Source organism: Streptomyces sp. NPDC059009 (genome assembly GCF_042740175.1).
GTDB lineage: Bacteria > Actinomycetota > Actinomycetes > Streptomycetales > Streptomycetaceae > Streptomyces.
Genome location: NZ_JBHYJB010000027.1, coordinates 112258 through 138929 on the forward strand (window position 1 = coordinate 112258; position 26672 = coordinate 138929).

24 protein-coding genes and 1 riboswitch are annotated in these 26672 nt (G+C 70.1%); of the genes, 17 read left to right on the forward strand and 7 right to left on the reverse strand.

All coding sequences use genetic code 11. The features are described from left to right. Positions 1-67: 67 nt before the first annotated feature. Positions 68-1570 carry a hypothetical protein gene (locus ACFWYM_RS25925; protein WP_384841833.1) on the reverse strand — a complete coding sequence of 501 codons (1503 nt, stop codon included), beginning with the start codon at positions 1568-1570 and terminating at the stop codon, positions 68-70. A gap of 163 nt (positions 1571-1733) precedes the next feature. Further along, positions 1734-1955, reverse strand: a complete 222-nt coding sequence (locus tag ACFWYM_RS25930; protein WP_384841836.1) for a hypothetical protein — start codon at positions 1953-1955, stop codon at positions 1734-1736. 131 nt (positions 1956-2086) lie between these two features. Between ACFWYM_RS25930 and ACFWYM_RS25935 the strand changes: the two genes are divergently transcribed. Beyond that, entirely contained in the window at positions 2087-3061 is a 975-nt protein-coding gene (locus ACFWYM_RS25935) for a carbohydrate kinase family protein (RefSeq protein ID WP_384841839.1), read from the forward strand. A 4-nt stretch (positions 3062-3065) separates the two neighbouring features. On the opposite strand, the gene ACFWYM_RS25940 is transcribed toward ACFWYM_RS25935, so the two are convergent. Beyond that, entirely contained in the window at positions 3066-4463 is a 1398-nt protein-coding gene (locus ACFWYM_RS25940) for a cysteine desulfurase/sulfurtransferase TusA family protein (protein WP_384841842.1), read from the reverse strand. A gap of 347 nt (positions 4464-4810) precedes the next feature. Between ACFWYM_RS25940 and coxB the strand changes: the two genes are divergently transcribed. The 4 genes from coxB (at position 4811) to ACFWYM_RS25960 (ending at position 9292) form a co-directional block, all read left to right on the forward strand. Continuing rightward, a complete protein-coding gene (gene coxB, locus ACFWYM_RS25945) occupies positions 4811-5773 on the forward strand; it encodes a cytochrome c oxidase subunit II (protein ID WP_384841845.1) in 963 nt (320 codons plus the stop codon). Next, complete coding sequence (gene ctaD / locus ACFWYM_RS25950) at positions 5770-7506, forward strand: cytochrome c oxidase subunit I (protein WP_384841848.1); 1737 nt, start codon at positions 5770-5772, stop codon at positions 7504-7506. The genes coxB and ctaD overlap by 4 nt, the downstream gene beginning before the upstream one ends. Continuing rightward, positions 7503-7901 carry a cytochrome c oxidase subunit 4 gene (locus ACFWYM_RS25955; RefSeq protein WP_384841851.1) on the forward strand — a complete coding sequence of 133 codons (399 nt, stop codon included), beginning with the start codon at positions 7503-7505 and terminating at the stop codon, positions 7899-7901. Before ctaD ends, ACFWYM_RS25955 begins: the two co-directional genes overlap by 4 nt. 143 nt (positions 7902-8044) lie before the next feature. After that, entirely contained in the window at positions 8045-9292 is a 1248-nt protein-coding gene (locus ACFWYM_RS25960; RefSeq protein WP_384841854.1) for an Ig-like domain-containing protein, read from the forward strand. 105 nt (positions 9293-9397) lie between these two features. Here the strand turns inward: ACFWYM_RS25960 and ACFWYM_RS25965 are convergent, their stop codons facing one another. Further along, positions 9398-9799 carry a hypothetical protein gene (locus tag ACFWYM_RS25965; RefSeq protein ID WP_384841857.1) on the reverse strand — a complete coding sequence of 134 codons (402 nt, stop codon included), beginning with the start codon at positions 9797-9799 and terminating at the stop codon, positions 9398-9400. Positions 9800-9993: 194 nt separating this feature from the next. Between ACFWYM_RS25965 and ACFWYM_RS25970 the strand changes: the two genes are divergently transcribed. The 6 genes from ACFWYM_RS25970 to ACFWYM_RS25995 all read left to right on the forward strand — a co-directional run bounded on the left by ACFWYM_RS25970 (position 9994) and on the right by ACFWYM_RS25995 (position 17190). Then, positions 9994-10614 (forward strand): heme-copper oxidase subunit III, encoded by a 621-nt coding sequence (locus ACFWYM_RS25970; RefSeq protein WP_030360900.1) that lies wholly within the window; start codon positions 9994-9996, stop codon positions 10612-10614. A 116-nt stretch (positions 10615-10730) separates the two neighbouring features. Next, the gene (locus ACFWYM_RS25975) at positions 10731-11540 is read left to right on the forward strand and encodes a c-type cytochrome (RefSeq protein WP_384841860.1); all 810 of its coding nucleotides are present in this window, start codon (positions 10731-10733) and stop codon (positions 11538-11540) included. Continuing rightward, positions 11537-12592, forward strand: coding sequence for a Rieske 2Fe-2S domain-containing protein (locus tag ACFWYM_RS25980; RefSeq protein WP_384841864.1), 1056 nt, complete (start codon positions 11537-11539; stop codon positions 12590-12592). The genes ACFWYM_RS25975 and ACFWYM_RS25980 overlap by 4 nt, the downstream gene beginning before the upstream one ends. Continuing rightward, entirely contained in the window at positions 12589-14232 is a 1644-nt protein-coding gene (locus ACFWYM_RS25985; protein ID WP_384841867.1) for a cytochrome bc complex cytochrome b subunit, read from the forward strand. Before ACFWYM_RS25980 ends, ACFWYM_RS25985 begins: the two co-directional genes overlap by 4 nt. A 153-nt stretch (positions 14233-14385) precedes the next feature. Further along, positions 14386-15450 carry an anthranilate phosphoribosyltransferase gene (gene trpD / locus ACFWYM_RS25990; protein ID WP_384841870.1) on the forward strand — a complete coding sequence of 355 codons (1065 nt, stop codon included), beginning with the start codon at positions 14386-14388 and terminating at the stop codon, positions 15448-15450. An 85-nt stretch (positions 15451-15535) separates the two neighbouring features. After that, a riboswitch (SAM riboswitch) is annotated at positions 15536-15653 on the forward strand. Between the two features lie 175 nt (positions 15654-15828). Further along, the gene (locus ACFWYM_RS25995) at positions 15829-17190 is read left to right on the forward strand and encodes an aminotransferase class V-fold PLP-dependent enzyme (protein ID WP_384841873.1); all 1362 of its coding nucleotides are present in this window, start codon (positions 15829-15831) and stop codon (positions 17188-17190) included. A 40-nt stretch (positions 17191-17230) separates the two neighbouring features. On the opposite strand, the gene ACFWYM_RS26000 is transcribed toward ACFWYM_RS25995, so the two are convergent. Further along, the gene (locus ACFWYM_RS26000) at positions 17231-17512 is read right to left on the reverse strand and encodes an Lrp/AsnC family transcriptional regulator (protein ID WP_384841876.1); all 282 of its coding nucleotides are present in this window, start codon (positions 17510-17512) and stop codon (positions 17231-17233) included. A 42-nt stretch (positions 17513-17554) separates the two neighbouring features. After that, entirely contained in the window at positions 17555-18292 is a 738-nt protein-coding gene (locus tag ACFWYM_RS26005; RefSeq protein ID WP_384841879.1) for a rhomboid family intramembrane serine protease, read from the reverse strand. A gap of 186 nt (positions 18293-18478) precedes the next feature. Between ACFWYM_RS26005 and ACFWYM_RS26010 the strand changes: the two genes are divergently transcribed. The 5 genes from ACFWYM_RS26010 (at position 18479) to ACFWYM_RS26030 (ending at position 23938) form a co-directional block, all read left to right on the forward strand. Then, positions 18479-18718 (forward strand): hypothetical protein, encoded by a 240-nt coding sequence (locus ACFWYM_RS26010; RefSeq protein ID WP_384841882.1) that lies wholly within the window; start codon positions 18479-18481, stop codon positions 18716-18718. 35 nt (positions 18719-18753) lie between these two features. Next, positions 18754-20103 (forward strand): NYN domain-containing protein, encoded by a 1350-nt coding sequence (locus ACFWYM_RS26015; RefSeq protein ID WP_384841886.1) that lies wholly within the window; start codon positions 18754-18756, stop codon positions 20101-20103. Positions 20104-20374: 271 nt separating this feature from the next. Continuing rightward, entirely contained in the window at positions 20375-21400 is a 1026-nt protein-coding gene (locus ACFWYM_RS26020; protein ID WP_384841889.1) for an NlpC/P60 family protein, read from the forward strand. Positions 21401-21649: 249 nt separating this feature from the next. Next, positions 21650-22690: an NlpC/P60 family protein gene (locus tag ACFWYM_RS26025; protein ID WP_384841892.1), complete on the forward strand. Its 1041-nt coding sequence runs from the start codon at positions 21650-21652 to the stop codon at positions 22688-22690. Positions 22691-22738: 48 nt separating this feature from the next. Then, entirely contained in the window at positions 22739-23938 is a 1200-nt protein-coding gene (locus ACFWYM_RS26030; protein WP_384841895.1) for a hypothetical protein, read from the forward strand. Here the strand turns inward: ACFWYM_RS26030 and ACFWYM_RS26035 are convergent. Beyond that, positions 23895-25202, reverse strand: a complete 1308-nt coding sequence (locus ACFWYM_RS26035; RefSeq protein ID WP_384841898.1) for a glycosyltransferase 87 family protein — start codon at positions 25200-25202, stop codon at positions 23895-23897. The two genes, ACFWYM_RS26030 and ACFWYM_RS26035, sit on opposite strands and share 44 nt — an antisense overlap. Before the next feature lie 128 nt (positions 25203-25330). On the opposite strand from ACFWYM_RS26035, the gene ACFWYM_RS26040 reads away from it, so the two are divergent. Continuing rightward, a complete protein-coding gene (locus ACFWYM_RS26040) occupies positions 25331-26473 on the forward strand; it encodes a glycosyltransferase family 4 protein (protein WP_384841901.1) in 1143 nt (380 codons plus the stop codon). Positions 26474-26672: the final 199 nt, after the last annotated feature.

Sequence of the window (26672 nt, forward strand, 5' to 3'; positions counted from 1 at the left end):
GCCCCCTGGATTCCAGGGGGCCGCCGCCCTTCGTGCATGGACGCGACCTGCGTCCGCGACGCGCGGACTACTTCTGCCGCACCGTCCGGCCGCTGCCGTCCTCGACCTTCCGGTCCCCGAGCGGCTGCTTCAGATGCACGGTCTCGGTCAGCTCCTTGGCGACCATGATGCAGACCTTGCCCTTCTGCTGGGTCCCGGTCACGATCACCTTCACGGTGTCACCGGACTCGTCCGCCTTCGCCGAGTAGGTGCTGCACACCCCGCCCCAGAAGTGCACGGTCAGCGACTTCCCGTCCGCGCTGTACGACTCGATGCGCGCGCTCGCGGGCGAGGTGTTCCCGGAGTCCCCGGGGGCCTGCGTCCCGCTCGGCTCCGGCTCGGGAGCCTCGGGCGCCGTCAGGTACTTGGGGTCGACCGCCGGGTGCGTGACCGTGAAGCTGTCCTGCCCGCCCTGCGGCTTCACCTGGAACAGCCATGACGGTACGAGGGTCTGGCGCCCCTCCACGAAGTGCACCGCGAGCCCGAAGACCGCCCCGGTCACCGCGACCGGCTCCGGCTTCGGCGGCGCGGACGAGGGCTCGCACGGAGCCTGCTTCTTGGTGTCGTCCTGCATCTGCGGGGCGTCGGCGTCCGAGCGCGGCACCGCCGTCGCACAGCCGCCGATCCCGACGCGCCCCGACCCGGTACCGGACTTGTTGAGCAGGTCCAGGGTCTTGTCCGCGCCGATCACCGGATAGGTGGCGCCCTTCTCGGGAGCCTTCAACTGTCCGCTGCCGCCCACCACTTGGCCGTCCGAGCCGACCTGGATGCCGGTCGACCAGCCGTAGGTGGGCAGGCCGCCGATCTTCGGGTCGGCGTTCACCACCCGCACGGAGCCCATGAGTTGGCGCGCGTCCAGCTTCGCGTCGTCCTGGCCGAGCGCCTTCAGGACGGGGGCGGCCGCCTTCTTCGCGGCCCCCTCGCCGATCGCGCCGCCCGGCGCGGGCTCACCCGGAGCGACCGAGCCGCCCGAACATGCCTTGCCCTTGGGGCAGTTGTCGCTGCCACCGGGGGCGTACCGGGAGAAGGTCCAGGTGCCCGGCGCCTGCTTGTTCACCTGGAGGGAGGGGCCCGAGCCGTCCTTGCCGGGGCCGATCCTCCAGGCGCCGTTCTGCGACGTCACGGCCCCGGTCACGCCAAGTGCCTCGGCCAGATCGGTCACTTGGTCCTTGCCGACCTCGCCCTGGGCGCGGTACACGGCGGCCGAGTCCGGTCCGTCGGGCAGGTCGCCGGCCGCCTTGTAGCGGGCGCCGTTCGGGTCGGGCTCGCCGGGGGCGATGCCGTCGGTGCCGCCGGGGCTGCTGCTGGACCGGCCCTCCGTATAGCCGTCGAGGGCGAGCGGCGGGGGAGTGCCGCCGCCTCCGGCGGGTGCGCCGCGGTCGTGGCCGCCGTCGCCGCCGGACGCGGTCGCGGCGAAGTAGGCGCCGCCACCACCGACCAGCAGCACCGTCGCCGCGACCGACGCGATGGCCAGACGGGATCGCCGCCGGGGCGGCTCGGCCGTGTCCTGAACGGGTCGCTCGGTGCTCACCGCATCGCTCCTTCGAACGTGCTGCTGTCCCTCGGGCCCCACGGATGGGCACCCGTCGTACATCACTTCCCCTTTACGGGGGACAGCGATGGGACGCAGCGGGGGAGCGCACGGTTCCCCTCAACGCGCGGGGCGCCTCCGGGAGTCGGAGAACGGCGCGTTCTCAGTCCCCGTATTCGGACATTCCGTCGATCAGTCGCGCGGAAGCGGTCGGGACGGTGACGCCGTGGATCAGCGACGGCGGCACCGGGGCGGCCGTGGCCGCGGCGGGCACGGCCCAGTGCGGCGCCATCCGGGCGCAGTCCCCCTGGAGTTCCTTCAGGCTGAGGTCCCCGGGGGACCACGGAGAGGCGGCGGACTCCGGAAGAACGGTGTGCTTCGGCATGGAGCCACCGTAGGCACGCGAGAGCTCCACGAAAAAGACCTACTTTCGGGTAGTTTTGCCAGTTCAGCCAGGAGGCTCCCGACCGGTAACGTGAAGCGTCACCCACCCCCTCCTCGCAGGAGACCCTCGCCGTGCGTATCGCAGTCACCGGCTCCATCGCCACCGACCACCTGATGACCTTCCCCGGCCGCTTCGCCGACCAGCTCGTCGCGGACCAGTTGCACACGGTCTCCCTCTCCTTCCTCGTCGACAACCTCGACGTCCGCAGGGGAGGGGTCGGCGCCAACATCGCCTTCGGTATGGGACAGCTCGGCACCGGCCCGGTCCTGGTGGGGGCGGCCGGCTCCGACTTCGACGAGTACCGCGCCTGGCTGGACCGGCACGGTGTGGACACGGCCTCGGTGCGCATCTCCGAGACGCTCCACACGGCCCGCTTCGTCTGCACCACGGACGCCGACCACAACCAGATCGGCTCCTTCTACACGGGCGCCATGAGCGAGGCCCGGCTGATCGAGCTGAAGACCGTCGCCGACCGCGTGGGCGGCCTCGACCTGGTGCTGATCGGCGCGGACGACCCGGAGGGCATGATGCGGCACACCGAGGAGTGCCGCTCCCGCTCCATCCCCTTCGCCGCCGACTTCTCGCAGCAGATCGCGCGCATGGACGGCGAGGAGATCCGCCTCCTGCTCGACGGCGCCACCTACCTCTTCTCGAACGAGTACGAGAAGGGCCTCATCGAGTCCAAGACCGGCTGGACCGACGCCGAGATCCTCGGCAAGGTCGGCCACCGCGTCACCACCCTCGGCGCCCGCGGCGTCCGCATCGAGCGCGTCGGCGATGACCCCATCGAGGTCGGCACCCCGGAGGAGGAGGCCAAGGTCGACCCGACCGGCGTCGGCGACGCGTTCCGCGCGGGCTTCCTCTCGGGCCTGTCCTGGGGCGTCTCCCTGCAGCGCGCCGCCCAGGTCGGCTGCATGCTCGCGACGCTGGTCATCGAGACCCTCGGCACCCAGGAGTACCAGCTGCGCCGCGGCCACTTCATGGAGCGCTTCACCAAGGCGTACGGCCATGAGGCGGCCACCGAGGTCCAGGCGCACCTGGCCTGACGCCTCAGCTCGTGCGGCGGACCACGTAGGCAACTCCTTGGTCCGCCGCTTCGCTCGTGGAGTGCCCCACGTACTCCTGCTGCTGCGTCCAGCACCACGCCGGAATGTCCACCGCCGCCACCTCGTCGTCCGCGAGCACGGTGACGGTGCCGCCCACCCGCACCCGCCCGATGGCCTTGGCCAGTTCGATGACCGGCATCGGACAGCTCATCCCGAGCGCGTCCACGGTGACGGACTCGGCCTCCCCGCCCTCGCCTCCGTCCTCGCCCGCGACCGGCACCCCCAGCTTCTCCCGTACACCGCGCACGACCCCCGGCAGCACGTCCAGGAACCGCTCGACCTCGGCCTCCTCGGCCCCGAGCGGCAGCGACACCCGCACATTCCCCTCGCTCACCACGCCCATCGCCTTCAGCACATGGCTGGGCGTCAGCGTCGAGCTCGTGCACGACGACCCGGACGAGACCGAGAACCCGGCCCGGTCCAGCTCGTGCAGCACGGTCTCCCCGTCGACATAGAGACACGAGAACGTCAGCAGATGCGGCAGCCGCCGCACCGGGTCGCCCACCACCTCCACATCGGGCACGAGCTCCGGCACCCGCGCCCGGATCCGGTCCGTCAACTCCCGCAGCCGCCCGGCCTCCCCGGCGGCCTCGGCCCGCACCGCCCGCAGCGCGGCCGCCGCCGCCACGATCGCCGGAATGTTCTCGAACCCGCTGGCCCGCCCCGACTCCCGCTCGTCGACCGGCGCCCGCGCCGCGAACCGCACTCCTTTTCGTACGACGAGAAGCCCGACCCCCGCGGGACCACCCCATTTGTGTGAACTCGCGGCCAGCAGCGACCAGTCACCGTCCACCGCCCCCCACGGCAGCGACTGCGCCGCGTCCACGAGCAGCGGCACCCCGGCCGCCCGGCACGCCTCCGCGACCGCGGCCACCGGCTGCTCCGTGCCCACCTCATGGTTGGCCGACTGCAGACAGGCGAGCGCCGTGTCCTCGCGCAGCGCGGCGGCGAACCCCTCGGGGCTCACCGCCCCCGCCCGGTCCACCCCCACCTCGCTGACCGTCCCGCCCGCGCCCTCGTGGGCCGCGGCCGAATGGAGCACCGAGGAGTGCTCGACGGCGGACACCACCAGATGCCGCCCGACACGCCGACGCCCCGCGAGCGCCCCCGCGATCCCGGAGTGCACGGCCCGCGTCCCCGACGACGTGAACACCAGCTCGTCCGGCCGGCACCCCACGGCCTCGGCGGCCGCCTCCCGCGAGGCGTCGAGCAGCAGCCGCGCCCGCCGCCCCTCCTTGTAGAGCCGCGCCGGATCGGCCCACCCCTCGTCGAGCGCGGCGACGAGAGCCTGCCGGGCAACGGGGTGCAGGGGCGCGGAGGAGGCGACATCGAAGTAGGACACGCCGTAACGCTAGAACGTCTCCCAGGGGGATCGCCCTGAAGGGGCGCCCTGAAGGGGCGCGGGGAACTGCGCGATCAGCCACAACGGGACCGGCACCCGCCCAGAGACAAATCCCCCCACCCCGGTGGGCGCCCCGACCCCCCGTCAGAAAGCCCCAAACGGGAGGGCATCCCACCCTTCGGAGTGACCCGCGGCGCGTTAGGCACCCTCCCCGCGCGACCCCAAATAGCGTCCAGTAGGGTTTGGTCCGCATAAACATCCAAACCCCTGCCCGCAGCAGGGCGGCGACCGACCAGCGAGTAAGGCCGCAGCCGACCGCGCGGGCGAGACTCTCGGGAAGGCGCTACGTGAGTCCCAACGGCTCCGACCGCTCGTCGCGGCGCCCGATGCGGCGGAAGCTGCCGCAGGTGCTGACTGCGGGCCTGATCCTGGTGACCGCCACCGGTTGCACATATAAGGATTTCCCCCGCCTGGGTATGCCCACACCGGTGACGGAAGAGGCTCCCAGGATCCTCTCCCTCTGGCAGGGCTCGTGGGCGGCAGCGCTCGCCACGGGCGTGCTGGTCTGGGGCCTGATCCTGTGGAGCGTCATCTTCCACCGGCGCAGCCGCACCAAGGTGGAAGTCCCTCCGCAGACCCGTTACAACATGCCCATCGAGGCGCTGTACACGGTGGTCCCGCTCATCATCGTCTCGGTCCTCTTCTACTTCACGGCTCGTGACGAGTCGAAGCTCCTCGAACTCGACGCCAAGCCCGCCCACACCATCAACGTGGTCGGCTACCAGTGGAGCTGGGGCTTCAACTACGTCGAGAACGTGCCGGGCGGCGGCAAGGACAACGCCAAGACGTCCAAGGACCTGGAGGCCATCCCGGACAAGTTCCGGAAGGACTTCCCGGCCAACGCCAACGGTGTGTACGAGGTCGGTACGCCCGGTGAGCGCAACCCGCAGAACGGCAACCCCGGTCCGACCCTCTGGCTCCCCAAGGGCGAGAAGGTCCGCTTCGTACTGACTTCGCGTGACGTCATCCACTCCTTCTGGGTGGTGCCGTTCCTCATGAAGCAGGACGTCATTCCGGGCCACACCAACGCCTTCGAGGTGACTCCGAACAAGGAGGGCACCTTCATGGGCAAGTGCGCCGAGCTCTGCGGCGTCGATCACTCCCGGATGCTCTTCAACGTGAAGGTCGTTTCCCCCGAGCGCTACAAGAAGCACCTCGAGGACCTCGCCAAGAAGAACCAGACCGGTTACATCCCGGCCGGCATCGAGCAGACGGGCCACGAGAAGAACCGGGAGACGAAGACAACGTGAGCATCCTCAACGAACCTCAGGGTGCCGCGGCAGCAGACGACTCGTACGAGGACGAGCTGCCGGTACGGCGCAAGCAGCCGGGGAATGTCGTCATCAAGTGGCTGACCACCACTGACCACAAGACGATCGGCACGCTCTATCTGGTCACGTCGTTCGCGTTCTTCTGCATCGGCGGCGTCATGGCGCTCTTCATGCGCGCCGAACTCGCCCGTCCCGGCACGCAGATCATGTCGAACGAGCAGTTCAACCAGGCGTTCACGATGCACGGCACGATCATGCTGCTGATGTTCGCGACGCCGCTGTTCGCGGGCTTCGCGAACTGGATCATGCCGCTGCAGATCGGTGCGCCCGACGTGGCGTTCCCGCGGCTGAACATGTTCGCGTACTGGCTGTACCTCTTCGGCTCGCTCATCGCGGTCGGCGGGTTCCTGACGCCCAACGGTGCGGCCGACTTCGGCTGGTTCGCCTACAGCCCGCTGTCGGACGCGGTCCGCTCGCCGGGCATCGGCGCCGACATGTGGATCATGGGTCTGGCCTTCTCGGGCTTCGGCACGATCCTCGGGTCGGTCAACTTCATCACCACCATCATCTGCATGCGCGCTCCGGGCATGACGATGTTCCGCATGCCGATCTTCGTGTGGAACGTGCTGCTGACCGCCGTGCTGGTCCTGCTGGCCTTCCCGGTCCTGGCCGCCGCGCTGTTCGCCCTGGAGGCGGACCGCAAATTCGGTGCCCATGTCTTCGACGCGTCCAACGGCGGCGCCTTGCTATGGCAACACCTCTTCTGGTTCTTCGGCCATCCAGAGGTGTACATCATCGCCCTACCATTCTTCGGAATCATTTCCGAAGTCATCCCGGTCTTCTCGCGCAAGCCGATGTTCGGTTACATGGGCCTGATCGGCGCGACGATCGCGATCGCGGGTCTGTCCGTGACGGTGTGGGCGCACCACATGTACGTCACCGGCGGCGTGCTACTTCCGTTCTTCTCCTTCATGACGTTCCTCATCGCCGTGCCAACAGGCGTGAAGTTCTTCAACTGGATCGGCACGATGTGGAAGGGGTCACTGAGTTTCGAGACCCCGATGCTGTGGGCGGTCGGCTTCCTGATCACCTTCACCTTCGGTGGTCTGACCGGCGTCATCCTGGCGTCGCCGCCGATGGACTTCCACGTCTCGGACTCGTACTTCGTGGTCGCGCACTTCCACTACGTCGTCTTCGGCACCGTGGTGTTCGCGATGTTCTCCGGATTCCACTTCTGGTGGCCGAAGTTCACGGGCAAGATGCTCGACGAGCGCCTCGGCAAGATCACGTTCTGGACGCTGTTCGTGGGCTTCCACGGCACGTTCCTGGTGCAGCACTGGCTGGGTGCCGAGGGCATGCCGCGTCGTTACGCGGACTACCTCGCCGCCGACGGCTTCACCGCGCTGAACACGATCTCGACGATCTGCTCGTTCCTGCTCGGTCTGTCGATCCTGCCGTTCTTCTACAACATCTGGAAGACCGCCAAGTACGGCAAGAAGATCGAGGTCGACGACCCGTGGGGCTACGGCCGTTCGCTGGAGTGGGCGACGTCCTGCCCGCCGCCGCGGCACAACTTCCTCACGCTGCCGCGTATTCGTAGCGAATCCCCGGCGTTCGACCTGCACCACCCGGAGATCGCGGCGCTCGACCAGCTGCAGAACAGCGGTCACGGTGAGAAGGCGCTCGCGGGCGGCAAGGAGGCCGGCAAGTGAAGATCCAGGGCAAGATGTTCATCTGGCTGAGCGTCTTCGTCCTCGCCATGGCGATCGTCTATGGCGTGTGGTCGAAGGAGCCGGCCGGTACGACGGCGCTCTTCCTGGCCTTCGGCCTGTGCATCATGATCGGCTACTACCTGGCCTTCACGGCCCGGCGGGTCGACGCCTCCGCGCAGGACAACACGGAAGCCGACGTCGCGGACGAGGCCGGCGAGGTGGGCTTCTTCAGCCCGCACAGCTGGCAGCCGCTCTCCCTGGCCATCGGTGGCGCGCTCGCCTTCATGGGCGTCGTCTTCGGCTGGTGGCTGCTGTACTTCTCGGCCCCGATCATCATGATCGGCCTGTGGGGCTGGGTCTTCGAGTACTACCGCGGCGAGAACCAGAACCAGTAGGGACTGCTCTCCCGTCGCACCGAGGGGCCCGGACACTCCGTCAGGAGCGTCCGGGCCCCTTCGCGTGCCCCGGCGTCCGGCCGCCGCCCCTCGTACGGGTCACCCGCCGCGCTGGAACTGATGAATCTTCATACCGTGTGTTCATGAGCCACTCACCTCGAATCCGCACGGTACTGAGCTGCACCCTGCTGGTGGCCGCCCTCGGGGTGGGGACCACGGCCTGCGGCAGCTCCGGCGGCCACCCGCTCTCCGCGAAGCCGTATGACGCGGCGGGCCAGATCGCCTTCAACGGCCCGGTGGGCAGCCAGAAGGCGGACCCGGACAAGCCTCTTGAGGTCACCGCTCAGGGAGAGGGCGGGCGCATCACCGACGTCACCGCCACGGACGCCCTGGGCCGCTATGTGGCGGGCGAACTCTCCGCCGACGGGGCCCGCTGGCACAGCACCGCCCCCCTCGCCGCAGGCGCCCACTACTCGCTGCGGGTCAGCACCGAGGACGAGGAGGGCGCGCCCGGCCGCAAGGTCATGGCGTTCGACACGAACAGCGCGCCCAAGAAGAAGCGACTGGACGTCACCTTCGGCCCTGAGGACGGCAAGTACGGCGTCGGACAGCCCGTCACGGCCAAGCTCAGCGCCCCGGTGAAGGGCAAGGAGGCCCGCGCCGTCGTGGAGCGCGCCCTCAAGGTCGAGTCGATGCCCGCGACGGAGGGCGCCTGGTACTGGGTGGACAGCGAGACGCTGCACTACCGCCCCAAGGAGTACTGGCCCGCCAATGCGACCATCAACGCGCACAGCAACCTCGAGGGCATCAAGGTCAACGACAAGCTGTGGGGCGGCGACGCCAAGCCCCTGAAGATGACGACGGGCGACCGCATCGAGGCGATCACGGACGCCGGTTCGCACTACATGACGGTGTACCGCAACGGCGAGGAGATCAACTCCATGCCGGTCACCACGGGCAAGCCGGGCTATTCGACCCGCAACGGCGTCAAGGTGGTTCTGGGCAAGGAGTACGTGGTCCGCATGACCAGCGCCAGCATCGGCGCCTCGGACTTCTACGACAAGCAGGTGTACTACGCGACGCGGGTCACCGATTCGGGTGAGTACGTCCACGCGGCGCCCTGGTCGGTGGGGTCGCAGGGCTACGAGAACACCAGCCACGGCTGCACCGGCATGAGCACCGACAACGCCGCCTGGTTCTACGACACGGTCCGCCAGGGCGACATCGTCAAGGTCGTCAACAGCTATGGCGAGGACATGGATCCGTTCGGCAACGGCTACGGCGACTGGAACCTCGGCTGGAAGAAGTGGCGCAGCGGCAGCGCGCTCCTGGCGGGCACCGAGGAAGGCCCGACGGCGGTCGACGCGGCCCGGCTGCGGCCGGAGGTCTGAGAGCGCGCCCACGAGGCGTACGACGGCGTGCAGAAGGGCCCGCGCAGTGAGCGCGGGCCCTTCCACGTGTACGGGAGCCTCCCCGCGTACGCCGGTGGCGGTCCGTCAGGCTTCGACGGCCAGCCGGGTGCGGAGCAGGGCGGCCAGCGCGCCGGCGAACTCGACCGGCTCGACCGGGAGGGTCACCGCCGCCTCCGCACGGCTCCAGGTGGCGAGCCAGGCGTCCTGCGGACGGCCCATGAGCAGCAGCACGGGCGGGCACTGGAAGATCTCGTCCTTGATCTGCCGGCACACCCCCATGCCGCCCGCCGGGACCGCCTCGCCGTCCAGGACGCAGACGTCGATGCCGCCGTGCCCGAGCTCCTTGAGGACCGCGGGCAGGGTCGCGCACTCGACGAACTCGACCTCGGGGACATCCGTCGCGGGCCTGCGTCCGGTGGCCAACCTGACCTGTTCGCGGGTGCTCGCGTTGTCGCTGTAGACCAGCACCGTGGCGGTCGGCTGCATTGTTCCTCCGATACGTCGTTGCGTCGGGCCTAGCCGTCTGTGAGATCGGGAACCGATGCGCGGATGCTACTCCTCCCGACACCCCGTCAACACCGGTTCGGACAGGCCCCTGATGGGCCATACGGGCAGGACACACCCCGTAGACACTCCGAACGGCACCCCCCGGGGTGAGGGCGGGATAAGCGACCGACATAATGTCGGTCGTGGCGACAGCAACGACAGTAGATACCGGGCACGCGCACCCGCCGGTCAATCGACCGAACCTCACCAGCGTCGGAACCATCATCTGGCTGAGTTCCGAGCTGATGTTCTTCGCGGCCCTCTTCGCGATGTACTTCACCCTGCGATCGGTGACGGGTCCTGATCACTGGAAGGAAATGGCCTCGAGCCTGAACTTCCCGTTCTCAGCGACCAACACCACGATCCTGGTGCTCTCCTCCCTCACCTGCCAGCTCGGCGTCTTCGCTGCCGAGCGCGGGGACGTGAAGAAGCTCCGGATGTGGTTCATCGTCACCTTCATCATGGGTGCGATCTTCATCGGCGGTCAGGTCTTCGAGTACACCGAGCTGGTCAAGCACGAGGGTCTCTCGCTCTCGTCGGACCCGTACGGCTCGGTGTTCTACCTGACCACCGGCTTCCACGGACTGCACGTGACAGGCGGACTCATCGCCTTCCTGCTGGTCCTCGGCCGCACCTATGCGGCCCGGAGGTTCACCCACGAGCAGGCGACCGCAGCCATCGTCGTGTCCTACTACTGGCACTTCGTCGATGTCGTGTGGATCGGCCTCTTCGCCACGATCTACATGATCAAGTAATCGGCGTGTCACATCCGGCGAGCCGCGAACGTCCAAGAGGTGAGCGGCACGTCGCAGTGGCCCACCGACACATTCCAGAAGCATCGACGCAGAAGATCCTGACACCGGGGTAATCCGTGAAAAAGCTCTCCGCACGACGACGCCATCCGCTGGCGGCGGTCGTCGTCCTACTCCTCGCGCTGGCGGCCACCGGGGGGCTGTACGCCGCGTTCGCGCCGGCGGACAAGGCGCAGGCCGATGACACCGCCCAGTCCCTCGCCATCGCCGAGGGCAAGAAGCTCTACGCCGTGGGCTGCTCCAGCTGCCACGGAACCGGCGGTCAGGGCACCTCTGACGGTCCGAGCCTGGTCGGCGTAGGCGCCGCCGCGGTCGACTTCCAGGTCGGCACCGGCCGCATGCCGCTGCAGCAGCAGGGCGCCCAGGCGCCGAAGAAGAAGGTCATCTACAACCAGGCCCAGATCGACCAGCTCGCTGCGTACATCTCGTCGCTGGGCGCGGGTCCCTCCATCCCCACGAAGAACCAGTACAGCCCGGACGGTGCGGACATCGCCAAGGGTGGCGAGCTCTTCCGTACCAACTGCGCGCAGTGCCACAACTTCACCGGTGAGGGTGGCGCGTTGACGCACGGCAAGTTCGCGCCGTCGTTGGAAGATGTCGACCCGAAGCACGTCTACGAGGCCATGCAGACCGGCCCGCAGAACATGCCGTCCTTCCCCGACACGACGATGCCGGAGAAGGAAAAGAAGGACATCATCGCGTACCTCGACGCGGTCAACAGCGACAAGACCGAGAGCCCTGGCGGTCTGAAGCTGGGCGGTCTGGGACCGGTCAGTGAAGGTCTCTTCGGCTGGATCTTCGGTCTCGGCGCCCTGATCGCGGTCGCCGTGTGGGTCGCCGCCCGGACCGCAAAGGCCAAGAAGTCATGACTACCGAAGAAATTCCAGAAGAGAACCTGCCCAGCGCGCAGGACAACGGCCACGGTGCCGTAGAGAAGGCGAAGGACAACCCCTTCGCCGACCCCGGGCTGCCGCCCCACGAGCACCGTGTGCAGGACATCGACGAGCGGGCCGCCAAGCGGTCCGAGCGCGTCGTGGCCTTCCTGTTCACGCTGTCGATGCTGGCCACGGTCGGCTTCATCGCCTCGTACGTGGCCATCAAGCCGGACAAGAGCATCTACGTCTGGCCCATCGGTCACATCAGCGGCCTCAACTTCGCCCTGGGCCTGACCCTCGGTATCGCGCTCTTCTGCATCGGCGCGGGGGCGGTCCACTGGGCCCGCACCCTGATGTCCGACGAGGAGATCGCCGATGAGCGCCACGCCATCGCGGCCGAGCCCGACGTCAAGGCCAAGGTCCTGGCGGACTTCAAGCAGGGCGCCAAGGAGTCGCAGTTCGGACGGCGCAAGCTGATCCGCAACACGATGTTCGGCGCGCTCACGCTGGTCCCGCTCTCCGGCGTCGTCCTGCTGCGTGACCTGGGCCCGCTGCCCGAGGACAAGCTGCGGCACACGCTGTGGTCCAAGGGCAAGCTGCTCGTGAACATGAACACGAACGAGCCGCTGCGGCCCGAGGACGTCCAGGTCGGTTCGCTGACCTTCGCCAAGCCCGAGGGCCTGGAGGAGAAGGACCACGACTTCCAGACCCAGATCGCCAAGGCCGCCTTGATGATCATCCGGATCCAGCCGGGGAACATCAAGGACAAGCGCGAGCTGGACTGGTCGCACGAAGGCGTTGTCGCCTTCTCCAAGATCTGCACCCACGTGGGCTGCCCGATCTCCCTGTACGAGCAGCAGACGCACCACGTCCTCTGCCCGTGTCACCAGTCCACCTTCGACCTTTCCGACGGCGCCAAGGTCATCTTCGGCCCGGCCGGTCACGCCCTGCCGCAGCTGCGCATCGGCGTGAACGACGAGGGCTACCTCGAGGCGCTCGGCGACTTCGAAGAGCCCGTCGGTCCTGCCTTCTGGGAGCGCGGATGAGCACCGAGACGACGTCGGCCGGCACGGCCGACAGCCGCAAGAAGGCACCCGCCGGTGAGCGGGTCGCCGACTGGGCCGACGGCCGCCTGGGGATCTACTCCCTGGCCAAGGCCAACATGCGCAAGATCTTTCCGGACCACTGGTCCTTCATGCTCGGCGAGATCTGCATGTACAGCTTCATCATCATCATCCTCACGGGTGTGTATCTGACGCTGTTCTTCCACCCGTCGATGAACGAGGTGGAGTACCACGGCAGCTACGTCCCGCTGCAGGGTCAGCTGATGTCCGAGGCGTTCAACTCGACCATGCACATCTCCTTCGATGTGCGCGGTGGTCTGCTGATCCGGCAGATCCACCACTGGGCGGCGCTGATCTTCCTCGCCGGCATGTTCGTGCACATGATGCGCGTCTTCTTCACGGGTGCCTTCCGCAAGCCGCGTGAGGTCAACTGGCTGTTCGGCTTCCTGCTGTTCGTCCTCGGCATGTTCACCGGCTTCACCGGTTACTCGCTCCCGGACGACCTGCTCTCCGGCACCGGTGTCCGCTTCATGCAGGGCGCGATCCTGTCGGTGCCGGTCATCGGCACCTACCTGTCGATGTTCCTGTTCGGCGGCGAGTTCCCCGGCGGCGACTTCGTGGCCCGGTTCTACTCGGTCCACATCCTGCTGCTGCCGGGCATCATGCTCGGCCTGATGGTGGCGCACCTGATCCTGGTCTTCTACCACAAGCACACGCAGTTCGCGGGTCCCGGCAAGTCCGAGAAGAACGTCGTCGGCATGCCGCTGCTGCCGGTCTACATGGCCAAGGCCGGAGGCTTCTTCTTCCTGGTCTTCGGTGTCATCGCGGTCATCGCGGCGATCGCCTCGATCAACCCGATCTGGGCCATCGGCCCGTACCGTCCGGACCAGGTGTCCACCGGCGCCCAGCCCGACTGGTACATGGGCTTCGCCGAGGGTCTGATCCGTGTGATGCCCGGCTGGGAGATCAACGCCTGGGGCCACACGCTCGTCCTGGGCGTGATGATCCCGCTGGCGATCTTCCCGCTGGTCCTGGTGGCCCTCGCGGTCTACCCGTTCATCGAGTCCTGGGTCACCGGGGACAAGCGCGAGCACCACATCCTGGACCGCCCGCGCAACGCCCCGACCCGTACGGCCTTCGGTGTCGCCTGGCTGACCGCGTACTTCATCATGATGGTCGGTGGTGGCAACGACCTGTGGGCCACGCACTTCCACCTGTCGATCAACTCGATCACCTGGTTCGTCCGGATCTTCTTCTTCGTCGGACCGGTGCTCGCGTTCATCGCCACCAAGCGGATCTGCCTCGGCCTCCAGCGCCGCGACAAGGACAAGGTGTTGCACGGGCGCGAGTCCGGCATCATCAAGCGCCTGCCGCACGGTGAGTTCATCGAGGTCCACGAGCCGCTCAGCCAGGAGCATCTGCACACGCTCACCGCGCACGAGCAGTACCAGCCCGCCGAGATCGGCCCGACGGTCGACGAGAACGGTGTCGAGCGCAAGGTGTCCGGTTCGCAGAAGCTCCGGGCGAAGCTCTCCAAGGGCTACTACGGGGAGGACAACCAGATCCCCAAGCCCACCGCCGAGGAGTACAAGGAGATCACGAGCGGCCACGGCCACCACTGATGTTCTGACGCTCTGACCGCGAGGTCGCCACAGCGAGAGCCCTGTCCAGCTATGTGGACAGGGCTCTCCGCTGTCTGCTGGGCTGGATAGGCTGTGGCGGTACGTGTGTTCCCGCTTCCCTTCCTCTGTACGTTGATGAATCCAGGAGCTGTTATGAGCGATGTGACCCCCGCAGGAGGCGACACCGCGGCGGCCCGTTCCTGGCCCGACGTGCTGAACGGCCTCCTTGACGGGCGCGACCAGAGCGCCGACGACACGGCCTGGGCGATGGACCGCATCATGCGGGGTGAGGCGACGGACGCGCAGATCGCCGGGTTCGCCGTCGCGCTGCGGGCCAAGGGCGAGACCGTCGAGGAGATCACCGGTCTGGTGCGGGCCATGTACGACCACGCCCATGTGATCGACGTGCCGGGCCCCAGCGTCGACATCGTCGGCACCGGCGGCGACGGCGCCAAGACCGTCAACATCTCCACGATGTCCGCGATCGTCGTCGCGGGCGCCGGCGTGAAGGTCGTCAAGCACGGCAACAGGGCGGCCTCATCGGCCAGCGGCGCCAGTGACGTACTGGAGAAGCTGGGCGTCAATCTCGACCTCACCCCGCAGCGGGTGGCCGAGGTGGCGCAGGAGGCCGGGATCACCTTCTGCTTCGCGGTGAAGTTCCACCCGGCGCTGCGTCATGTGGCGCCCGCGCGGCGGGAGTTGGGGATCCGGACGACCTTCAACTTCCTCGGCCCGCTCACCAACCCGGCCAAGGTGAAGGCGCAGGCCACCGGGGTCGCCGACGCCCGGGTGGCGCCGATCATCGCCGGGGTGCTCGCCGAGCGGGGCTCCTCCGCGCTGGTGTTCCGCGGCGACGACGGCCTGGACGAGCTCACGCTCACGGGCACGTCCCGGGTGTGGGTGGTGCGCGACGGCGCCGTCCGCGAGGAGACCTTCGATCCGCGCGACGTCGGGATCGGCGTGGTGCCCATCGAGGCGCTGCGAGGCGCCGACGCCGCGTACAACGCGAAGGTCGCGCTGCACCTCCTCGACGGGGAGACCGGGCCGGTGCGGGACGCGGTGCTGCTGAACTCGGCGGCGGCCCTGGTGGCCCTGGAGGCGGGGGAGGGGAGCCTCGTGGAGCGGATCCGCGCGGGCATCGACAAGGCCGCCGAGTCCATCGACTCGGGCGCCGCGCGGAAGGCGCTGGAGCGCTGGGTGGCGGCGAGCAACCGCTGACACGGCATCGAGTGTGACGCAGGGCGCAGTCCGGATCCTGGACTGCGCCTTGCGCGTTCTTGATCGTGTGGCAAGATGCAGGACAGGTCATGAGTGACAGCGACTACGGCCCCGGCCCGCTGTCCGGCAACCCTCCGTCCGTGGCGGGGTGCCCCGGGTGAAGACCAGGCCGTGGACAGCAAGGTCCGCGGCAAGCGCGGACCCCTGCGAACCCTGGGGTCCTGGTCCTCAAGGGAGCAGTCTCGTGAGCAAGCGAATGCGATAGGGCTTCGAAGCCCCTCTTCCGCACTTTCCTTTTCTTTCATCACTGTGCTGCCGCGGTGCGTTCTCCCGCACCATCGCCACAGTGAATTCGCCTGTCTCTCACGGGAGTTCGCCATGTCTGTTTCCGCCGTTGCCGCCGACTCGTCCGTCTGTGCCCCGCTGCCGGTCCTCGGCCGGGACGTCACCGTTCCGCTGGTCACCGGCGGCGAGGTCACCTACGCGGCGCTCGACTACGCGGCGAGTGCCCCGGCCCTGCAGCGGGTGTGGGACGACGTGGCGGCGTACGCCCCGTACTACGGCAGCGTGCACCGTGGCGCCGGGTACCTCTCGCAGCTCTCCACCGACCTCTTCGAGAACAGCCGCAGGACGGTCGCGGAGTTCCTCGGCTGCCGCGAGGGCGACCAGGTCGTCTTCACGCGCTCGACCACCGACTCGCTCAACCTGCTCGCGGCCGTGCTGCCCGCCGACTGCCAGGTCTTCGTCTTCGAGACCGAGCACCACGCCTCGCTCCTCCCGTGGCGCGACGCCCGCGTCACCTACCTGAACGCGCCGCGCACCCCGCAGCAGGCCGTCGAGACCCTGGAGCGCGCCCTCGCCGACCGCGACCCCTACGGGCCGGCCCTGGTGTGTGTGACGGGTGCGTCCAATGTGACCGGGGAGCTGTGGCCGGTGCGGGAGCTGGCCGCCGCCGCCCACGCCCACGGCGCCCGGATCGTGCTCGACGCGGCGCAGCTGGCGCCCCACCACCCGGTCTCCGTCAGCGAGTTGGACGTCGACTGGATCGCGTTCTCCGGGCACAAGCTGTACGCGCCGTTCGGCTCCGGTGTGCTCGCCGGGCGGGCCGACTGGCTGCAGGGAGCCGAGCCGTATCTCGCGGGCGGCGGGGCCTCGCGGACGGTGGCGCGACGCGCGGACGGGGGCGTCGACGTCGAGTGGCACGACACCGCCGCGCGGCACGAGGCCGGTTCGCCGAACGTCATCGGCGTCTACTCGATCGCCTCCGCCTGCAAGGCCCTCACCGAGGCCGGCTTCGAGACGCTGGTCGCCCGCGAGGAGCACCTGATCGCGACGGTGCGGGCCGGGCTCGCCGAGGTGCCCGAGGTGAAGGTGCTCTCGCTGTTCGGGGACGACGCCCCGCGCGTGGGCGTCATCTCGTTCGTCGTCGAGGGCTGGAACAGCTCGCACTTCGCGGCGGCGCTCTCCGCCGAGTACGGGATCGGGGTCCGGGACGGTCTCTTCTGCGCCCACCCGCTCGTGCGCACCCTGCTGGGCAGCGAGCCGGACGAGCCCGGCGAGTGCGGGGCCCCGGAGGCCGCGCCCGGTGAGAAGTCGCTCAACGCGATCCGGGTGAGCTTCGGCGCGGGCACCCCGGACGAGCACGTGGAGCGCTTCGTGGGCGCCGTCAAGGAGCTGGTCCGGGACGGCGCGAAGTGGAACTACCGCACGGTGGAAGGGCGTTGCGTCCCGGCCGTGTGAGGAAAGCCGGGACGGTGGAGGCGGTGTTCTCGCGGAGGGCTCAGCTGTCGAGCCCGATGGCGAAGGCCGCCTCCAGGTCGTGCTGGGAGTAGGTGCGGAACGCGACGTGCGTGTCCGTCCCCTCCACGCCCTTGATCTTGCTGATCTTGCCGGGGATGACGTCCGCGAGGTCGTCGTGGCGGGCCACGCGCACCATCGCGATCAGGTCGTAGGTGCCCGTCACGGAGAAGACCTCGCTGACGCTGTCCAGGGCGGCGATCGACTCGGCGATCTCCGGGATCTGGTCGACGCTGGTCTTGATGAGCACGATCGCGGTGATCACGGCTGAGTGTCTCCCTCGCTGGCCATGGCTGGACCCTTCACCCTAGCCCGCCCGTCTCCCACCGCCACCCTTGCACGGAGCACTTCGCGCGCACCTTCTTGTGTGCAGACACAGCCCCCAGGCGTAGGCGAACCCCAGGGAGAAGCCCACCAGGTGCGCCAGATACGCCACCCCGTGCCCGCGTCCCCCCTGCCCCGCCGCCAGCCACTGGATCGCCACCCAGAACGGCAGCACGACCCACGCGGGAAACCGCAGCGGCAGGAAGAAGAGGAACGGGAAGAGACTGGTGACGCGGGCCTTCGGGAAGAGTCGGAGAAAGGCGCCCAGCACCGCGGAGATCGCGCCGGACGCGCCCACCAGGGTCTGGTTCGAACCGGCGTGCGCCGCCGCGTAGGCGAGCAGGGCGAGATAGCCGCAGACCAGGTAGAAGAGGGCGAACTGGAGGTGGCCCATGCGTTCCTCGACCATGACCCCGAAGACGTACAGGAAGAGCATGTTGCCGAGCAGATGCAGCCAGCTGGCGTGCACGAAGAGCGCGGTGCCCGGGGTGAGCGCGGCGCGCGGTACGCCGCTGAACAGCTGTGCGGGCACCACGCCCCAGCGGGCGAAGTAGTCCTGCTGGGCGACCAGGAGCCGGTCGCCCGTCCCGTACACGGGGTTGAGTCCGGAGGCGGGGGAGAGCACGAAGACCAGGCAGCAGGCGGCGATCAGGGCGTACGTGACCGGGGCCGACCGGCCGCGCACGATCCGGCCCGCCTTTGCGCCCCACGTATTGATCATGAACAGAGCATGGCGTAACCGGAGCAATCAGCACAGACCGCCTCGCCGCACCCGGAGCCCCTTACAGGGCATAGGGTTACGGGCATTGAGCACCATGAGAAGTACGAGTCATGGAGCCCGACGACACACCCGACGACACAGCCGTCAGAGCCGTCAGAGACGACAGAAGGAAAGCGGACAGCCACGATGAGCGTTCCCCTGCCGACCGCCGACACCCGGTGGCGCTGCACCCTCTGCGGCAATCTCACGCGTTTCGACGTGACCCGCGCGTCGAAGGTCGTCGAGTATGTGCATCTCGACCTGGCCGGTGAGCCGAAGGTCGAGGAACGCGAGGTGGTCAGTGAGACCATCGAGTCGGTCCGCTGCCGCTGGTGCAACGCGGTGGATCAGGTGGAACTCGTGGACAGGCCGGGTGCCGGCTCCTGAGGGAGCGGGCACCCGCACAGCTAGTGGGGTGACGGATGGTGGAGACCGCAGGCGGGGAGCCGGACGACGGCGCCGCTGAGGTGCTCGACCGCCCGCTGCCCGATGGCGTACGGCGCCGGGTCATCCAGATCGTCTCGGACGGCTTCGGGGGGCTCACCCTCACCGAACTGCCCGCGCAGCTGCGCCAGTACGCGCGGTTCACGCCGACCCGGCGCACCAAGTTCGCGGGCAACGCGATGGCGGCCGCCCTGGAGAGCGACCCGCTCTTCAGACAGCGCATCGGCGAACGTCTCAGAGAGGCGCAGGCCGAGCTGGCCGGCGCCCTGGACGCCGGTGCCCCGCCCCCGGCCGCGGACCCCCTCGACGTGGCGGCCGCGGCCTATGTGCTGCGCCCCACGGGCTGGGTGAAGCTGGTGACGGCGGCCGGCGAGGAGGCTCAGCGGGCGGACGCCGAGCGCGCCGACGAGGAGACCAGGGCCGAGCTGGACCGGCTGCGCGAGGAGCTCGCCGCGGCCCGTGGCCAGTCGAAGGCCGAGACCGAACGGCTGCGCACGGAGCTGGAGTCGGCCCGCCGCGAAGCCGAATCGATGCACCGCAAGCTGCGCGGTGCGCTCAGTGACGTCAAGCGCGGTGAGGCCGCGCTGCGCAAGGCGGCCGCCGAGGCCGAGGCGGTACGGGCCGAGGGCCAGGCCCAGGTGTCGGCCGCCGAGAGCGAGACGCGGCGGCTCAAGGCCCGGCTCAGCGAGACCGAGGCGGCCCTGGAGGCCAGCCGCAGGGCCGCGCGCGAGGGGCGCAGTGTCGAGGACATGCGGGTGCGGCTGCTGCTCGACACGGTGCTCGACGCGGCGCAGGGGCTGCGCCGCGAACTCGCCCTGCCGCCCGTCTCCCTGCGGCCCGCCGAGACCGTGGACGCCGTCGAGCCCGGCCGGATGACGCCGAAGGACATCGCGGCCCGAGCCCTGTCCGAGAACGACCCGGCGATCCTGGACCAGTTGCTCGCGCTGCCGCAGGCGCACATGGTCGTCGACGGCTACAACGTCACCAAGACCGGCTATCCCACGATGCCGCTGGAGAAGCAGCGGCTGCGCCTGCTCGGCTCGCTCTCGCAGCTGGCCGCGCAGACCGGTGCCGAGGTCACCTGTGTCTTCGACGGCGCCGAGCTGGCCGCGCCGGTGCTGCTCGCGCCGCCGCGGGGGGTGCGGGTGCTGTTCTCCAAGCCCGGGGTGACGGCCGACGAGCTGATCCGTCAGCTGGTGCGCGCCGAGCCGCCGGGGCGGCCCGTGGTGGTCGTCTCCACCGACCGTGAGGTGGCGGACGGGATCGCCAAGGCGGGGGCGCGGCCGGTCGCTTCGGCGGTGCTCCTGAAGCGCCTTTCGCGCGGCTGAGTGACGGTGTGCAACTCCTGTTCCCTATGCCCGAATTGGGTGCTGGGCTTGCGCGACGTAGCGTCAAGTGACCGCTACTGCCCGTCGATTCTCAGTAAAGAAAACCCTTGCTGAACGGTTTTTTCTCCGTCGGGATTTGATCTGATCACAGGAAGGTCACTAGGGTCTCGCCTCGAACCTCCGCTCGGTTGATCACCCACCCAGGGTGACGGCGGCGGTCCCGCCAGCCGCGTCCCCCGGCAGGCGGCCGGAGGAAGAAGGAGCCGCCTTCGTGGCGTCCCACCGTCGACCCAAGCAGCCGAGCCGCGCACGCGTGACCGTGCTCACCGCGACCGCCGCCGCTGCCGTGGCCCTCACTTCGCAGGCCGCCCAGGCCGCCCCGAAGCCGAGCAAGGACGAGGTCAAGTCCAAGGTCGACAAGCTCTACGAAGAGGCCGAGAAGGCGACCGACAAGTACAACGGCGCCAAGGAGAAGCAGGACAAGCTCGAGAAGCAGGTCGACCGCCTCCAGGACAAGGTCGCCCGCGGCCAGGAGGACCTCAACGAGCTGCGCGGCGGCCTCGGTTCGCTGGCCAGCGCCCAGTACCGCTCCGGCGGTGTCGACCCCTCGGTCCAGCTCTTCCTCTCCTCCGATCCGGACGACTACCTCGACAAGGCGTCCACCCTGGACCAGTTGAGCAGCCAGCAGGTCGAGGCGCTCAAGAAGATCCAGGAGAAGCAGCGGACCCTCGCGCAGGAGCGCAAGGAGGCCGCGGACAAGCTGAAGGACCTCGCGGACACCCGCAAGGAGCTGGGCAACAAGAAGGCGGAGGTCCAGAAGAAGCTGGGCGCCGCCCAGAAGCTGCTCAACACCCTGACGGCCAAGGAGAAGCAGGCCCTCGCCGCCAAGGAGCAGCGCGCGAGCCGCGACGCCGGCGACCGCGTGGACCTCGGCAAGGAGGTCCCGGCCTCGCAGCGCGGCCAGGCCGCCCTGGCCGCCGCGGCCACCCAGATAGGCAAGCCCTACGTCTCCGGCGGCAGCGGCCCCAACTCGTACGACTGCTCCGGCCTCACGCAGTGGGCGTACAACCAGGCCGGCGTGCAGATAACCCGGACCACGTACACGCAGCAGAACGACGGCACCAAGATCGGCCGCGGCGAGCTCAAGCCCGGCGACCTGGTGTTCTTCAACAACCTCGCGCACGTGGGCTTCTACGCGGGCAACGGCCAGGTGCTGCACGCCCCGCACCCCGGCGCCTCGGTGCGCTACGAGTCGATGAGCTACCTCGGCACCTTCCAGTTCGGCGTGCGCATCTGACGCCGTACCCCTCGCCGGGCGTCAACTCCCCGGCGACACCGTCCGAACGGGCGAATTCCGGCATCCCTCGCTGACCCCGCGCCCCGTCGATGACCTGCGTCAGAGACGGGGCGCAGGGCTGTGTGCGTACGGCAGGGTCTTTGGCCGCTGTGTAGTCGCGCGGCTACTGTCGCGCGCATTCCCCCGACAAGCGGGGGGCGTTCCCCCGGTGCGCCGGGGGTTCGTCAGCGGAAGGGAGAGCGGCTTCCTGTGGGGTCCCATCGCCGTCCCGCAGCCTCCGGCCTGGACCGGAGCACGCGCGTCACCGTCATCTCGGCCGCGGCAGCCACCGCGGCCGCCGCTCTCAGCGCGGCCCCGGCGGGGGCAGCACCGCAGGACCGTCCGACCGACACCAGCGCCAAGGTCGACCGCCTCTTCGAGCAGGCCGAGCGGGCCACCGAGGCGTACAACAAGGCCGACGAGCGGGCCGACCGGCTGCGGGCCAAGGTCGCGCGGACCAAGGACAGCGTCGCGCGCGGCCAGGAGCGCATCAACATGATGCGCGGGGCGCTCGGTTCGCTCGCGGGCGCCCAGTACCGCTCGGGGGGCATCGACCCGGCGGTGGCCCTGATGCTCTCCTCGGACCCGGACGCCTACCTCGACCGGGCGGCCGCCCTCGACCGCATCAGCGCCCGGCAGCTCGGTGAACTCACCGAGCTGCAGCGGGCCCAGCGCGCCCTGGCGCAGCAGCGGGCGGAGGCCACCCGGGAGCTGGCCGAGCTGGAGAAGAGCCGCAAGGCCGTGGCCCGGCACAAGCGGTCCGTCGAGCACAAGCTGGCGCAGGCGCGACGGCTGCTCAACGCGATGCCGTCGCGGGCCCGCGCGGAGTACGACCGCAGTTCGCGCTCCGGGAGTTCCGGGCGCAGCAGCATGCCGGACCTGTCCGGCGCCGCCGCGCCCTCGTCCTCGCGCGCCGCGGCCGCCATCGCCGCGGCCCGGCAGGCGGTGGGCCGGCCCTATGTGTGGGGCGCCAACGGGCCCTCGGGCTTCGACTGTTCGGGCCTGACGCAGTGGTCGTACGCGCAGGCGGGCGTCGGGCTTCCGCGCACCTCGCAGGAGCAGCGGTACGCCGGGCGGCAGGTGTCCCTGTCCGAGGCGGAGCCCGGCGATCTGGTGGCCTACCGGGACGACGCGAGCCACATCGGCATGTACGTGGGCAACGGCCAGGTCGTGCACGCGCCCTACCCGGGGGCGCCGGTGCGCTACGACCCGGTGGGCATGATGCCGGTGTCCTCGGTGACGCGGGTCTGAGCCCGCGTGCGGGCGGGGCACGCGCGCGTGGGCCGTACGATCTGAAACGTGGCTGGTCGCAACCGAAGTGCGCGGGTGAGAGGCGGATGGGCGGCGGCGCTGTGCCTCGCCCTCCTTGCTCTTCTTGTCGGCTGCGGCGGCCCCGATCGGCCCGACCCCGCCTCCGGAGAGGTGACCCGGCTCCTCGACCGGCGCGCGGCGGCGGTCCTGAAGCACGACGCCGAGGCGTACGCGGCGACCGGCGGGCCCACCGCCGCCCTCGCCAACCTCCGCGACGTCCCGCTCGCTTCGTGGTCGTACCGCCTGACCGGGCTCGACCGCGACGGCGCGCACGCCACCGCGACCGCCGAACTGGCCTACCGGATCAAGGGATATGACCGCGCCCCGCTCAAGGCGCAGCGCACCCTGACCCTGGAGCGGCACGGGGAGCGGTGGTCCGTGGCCGCTGAGCGCCCCGCCGAGAAGGCGGCGGAGCAACTCTGGGACCAGGGGCACGTCGACGTCGTACGGGGCGTGCACAGCCTCGTCCTGGGCGCCGGCAGCGGGGAGCGCCTGGAGGAGTTCGCGGACCGCGCGGACCGGGCGGTGCCCGCCGTGCGGGACGCGTGGCCGGGCGCGTGGCCGCAGCGGGTCGTCATCCTCGTGCCGAAGACCCTCGACGGGATGGCGGGGCTGCTCGGCGCCCCGGCCTCCGGGTACCAGGGGATCGCGGCGGTCACCACGGGCGAGGCGGGCGGCGCGGCCAAGGCCCCCGCCGACCGGATCATCGTCAACCCCGAGGCGTACGGCGCCCTCGGCGACTTCGGCGAGCAGGTCGTGATCACCCACGAGACGACCCATGTCGCGACCCGCGCGCACACCTCGCCCGCGACCCCGCTCTGGCTCTCCGAGGGCTTCGCGGACTGGGTCGGCTACCGAGGTACGGGCTGGCGCGCGACGCAGGCGGCGCCGGAGCTGCGCCGGGCCGTGGCGCGGGGGCAGCTGCCGGGGAAGCTGCCCGAGGACGAGGACTTCGGGTTCGCGGGCGACGCGGCGAAGCTGGCGCAGTCGTACGAGGGCGCCTGGCTGGCCTGCCGGATGATCGCGGACCGGTGGGGCGAGCGGAAGCTGACGGACTTCTACGAAGCGGTCGGCGACCGCAAGAAGAGAGCGGGCGCCGTGGAGTCGGCGCTGCGGGACGTGCTCGGGACCACGCCCGAGGAGTTCACGGCGCGGTGGCGTACGTATCTGCGGACCGAGCTCGGCTGACCTCGCCGTCCTCCGTCAACTGCCGCTCCCGCTCCCGGGGTTCGGCGACCGTCTGGCGCCACAGGGCGCGGCAGGCGGCCAGGGAGGCGGCCACCAGGAGGCCGTTGCGGACGAGGAGCAGCGCGATGCCGAGGGCGTCGCTCGCCACCACGTGCGAGAACCAGACCGGGAACTCCAGGAACGTGACGAAGGTGGCCACGAGGACCAGGCGCGCCGGGAGCAGCATCCGGCTGCTGCGGAAGGCCAGGCACACGGCCGCGACCCCGACCAGCCACAGCAGGTACTGCGGGCTGATCACCCGGCTCGTCACCGTGAACAGGAGCACCGCGGTGAAGGCGGCGTCCGCGGCCGTGCTCGCCGACCAGGCGCGGGCCCGCAGGCGCCACAGCAGCAGCCACCCGAAGGCGGCCACGGTCAGCGCCTGGGCGAGGGCGCTCACCAACGGCACGTACGGGCCGAGGAATTCGACCGATCCGTAGTTGAGCTGCACGCCGCCCCGCCAGCCGAGGTGGCGCGCGACATGGAAGACGAGCGCCCCGAGCGACTCGACCTCGGTGCCCCGGTCGCGCTGGAACGTCAGGAAGGCGAGGGCGCCCGGCATCGCCACGGCGAAGGCCAGCGTGAGCGCGAGGGCGGTGGCCACGGCCGCGGTCCAGGAGCGCCGGGTCGCCCCCGCGCGCGGGGTGCCGGCCAGGAGCAGCACCGGCCACACCTTGAGCAGCGCCCCGAACCCGGCGAGCGCCCCCATCAGGCGTGGGCGGCGCGCCCCGGCGAGCAGCGCGGCGACCGCGACGGCGGTCACCATCAGGTCGTAGCGGGCGTACACGATGGGCCCGAGCAGGGCCACGCCCACCGCCCAGACCCAGGCGCCCCGCGGGGACCTGCCGGGGCGGCGGCCCGCGTACCAGAGCAGCGCGGCCACGAGGGCGTCGGCGAGGAAGGCGAGGACGAAGAACGCCTGCGCGTAGCCGAGGACGGGCAGCAGGGCGGGGGAGAGGACCGCGAGGGCGGCGGCGGGCGGGTACTGCCAGGTGACGTCGTCGAGCGGGAAGGTGCCGGTGCGCAGGACCTCGTACCAGCCCTGGTAGATGACCGAGACGTCGCTGGTCACGTCGGGGCCCGGGGCGGTGATGACGTGGAGGACGCAGAGCAGGAGGACGGTCCTGGTCAGGGCCCAGAGGGTCAGGAAGCGGGCCCAGGGCGGCAGTTGGCGCGCCGTGGCGAGGGCGGTACGGCCGGTTCTTGTCCCCTGTGCGTCCGCCATGCGCGCCCTGCCCCTTAAGTGACGTTTCGGTGTGATTCGGGCAGCCATGATGCCGGGCGGCGGGGGGAGGGGCCACGAGGCTGGCCGGACGGGGCGCAGGGCGCGGCGGCCCGGTACTGTCGGCGGCGATGCACAAGACCCTGATCGTCACGAACGACTTCCCGCCCAGGCCCGGTGGCATCCAGGCGTTCCTGCACAACATGGCGCTGCGCCTGGACCCCGAGCAGCTCGTCGTCTACGCCTCCACCTGGAAGCGCGGCCGCGAGGGCACCGAGGCCACCGCCGCCTTCGACGCCGAGCAGCCCTTCACGGTGGTCCGCGACCGCACGACGATGCTGCTGCCCACGCCGCGCGTGACCCGGCGCGCGGTCTCGCTGCTGCGTGAACACGGCTGTACGTCGGTGTGGTTCGGGGCCGCGGCCCCGCTGGGCCTGATGGCGCCCGCGCTGCGCAAGGCGGGCGCGCGGCGGCTGGTGGCGACGACGCACGGGCACGAGGCGGGGTGGGCGCAGCTGCCCGCCGCGCGCGGGCTGCTGCGGCGGATCGGCGAGTCGACGGACACGATCACCTATCTCGGCGAGTACACGCGCTCACGGATCGCCTCCGCGCTGACCGACGCCGCGGCCACGCGGATGGTCCAACTGCCGCCCGGCGTCGACGAGAAGACCTTCCACCCGGGGTCGGGCGGCGACGAGGTGCGGGCGCGGCTCGGGCTGAGCGACCGGCCGGTGGTCGTGTGCGTCTCGCGGCTGGTGCGCAGGAAGGGGCAGGACACGCTCATCCTCGCGATGCCGCGGATCCTGGCGGCGGTGCCGGACGCGGTGCTGCTGATCGTGGGCGGCGGCCCCTACGAGGACGAGCTGCGCAAGCTGGCCGCTCAGACGGGGGTGGCGGACTCGGTCCGCTTCACCGGGGCGGTGCCGTGGGCGGAGCTGCCCGCGCACTACGGGGCGGGGGACGTGTTCGCGATGCCCTGCCGTACGCGGCGCGGGGGCCTCGACGTGGAGGGGCTCGGGATCGTGTACCTGGAGGCTTCGGCGACGGGGCTGCCGGTGGTGGCGGGGGACTCGGGGGGTGCGCCGGACGCCGTGCTCGATGGGGAGACGGGGTGGGTGGTTCGGGGCGGCTCCCCCGAGGAGGCTGCTGACCGGATCGTCGTGCTGCTCGGTGATGGGGAGTTGCGGCGGCGGATGGGGGAGCGGGGGCGGGAGTGGGTGGAGGAGCGGTGGCGGTGGGACTTGCTGGCTGAGCGGCTTCGGGGGTTGCTGTAGGGGGTTTCCTTTTCCCCGATCCCGCCCCTTCCCGAATCAGCCGACTCCGTCGCCCCTGGGGCACCCTGTTATCGCCGCTGACGCGGCTCGTCCTCAAGCGCCGGACGGGCTATCCCTAGCCCGTCCGGCGCTTGAGGACGAGGCCGTCCAGGCCGATCGGGGGTCTAGGGGCGAAGCTCCAGGAAGGCCCACCCAGGGG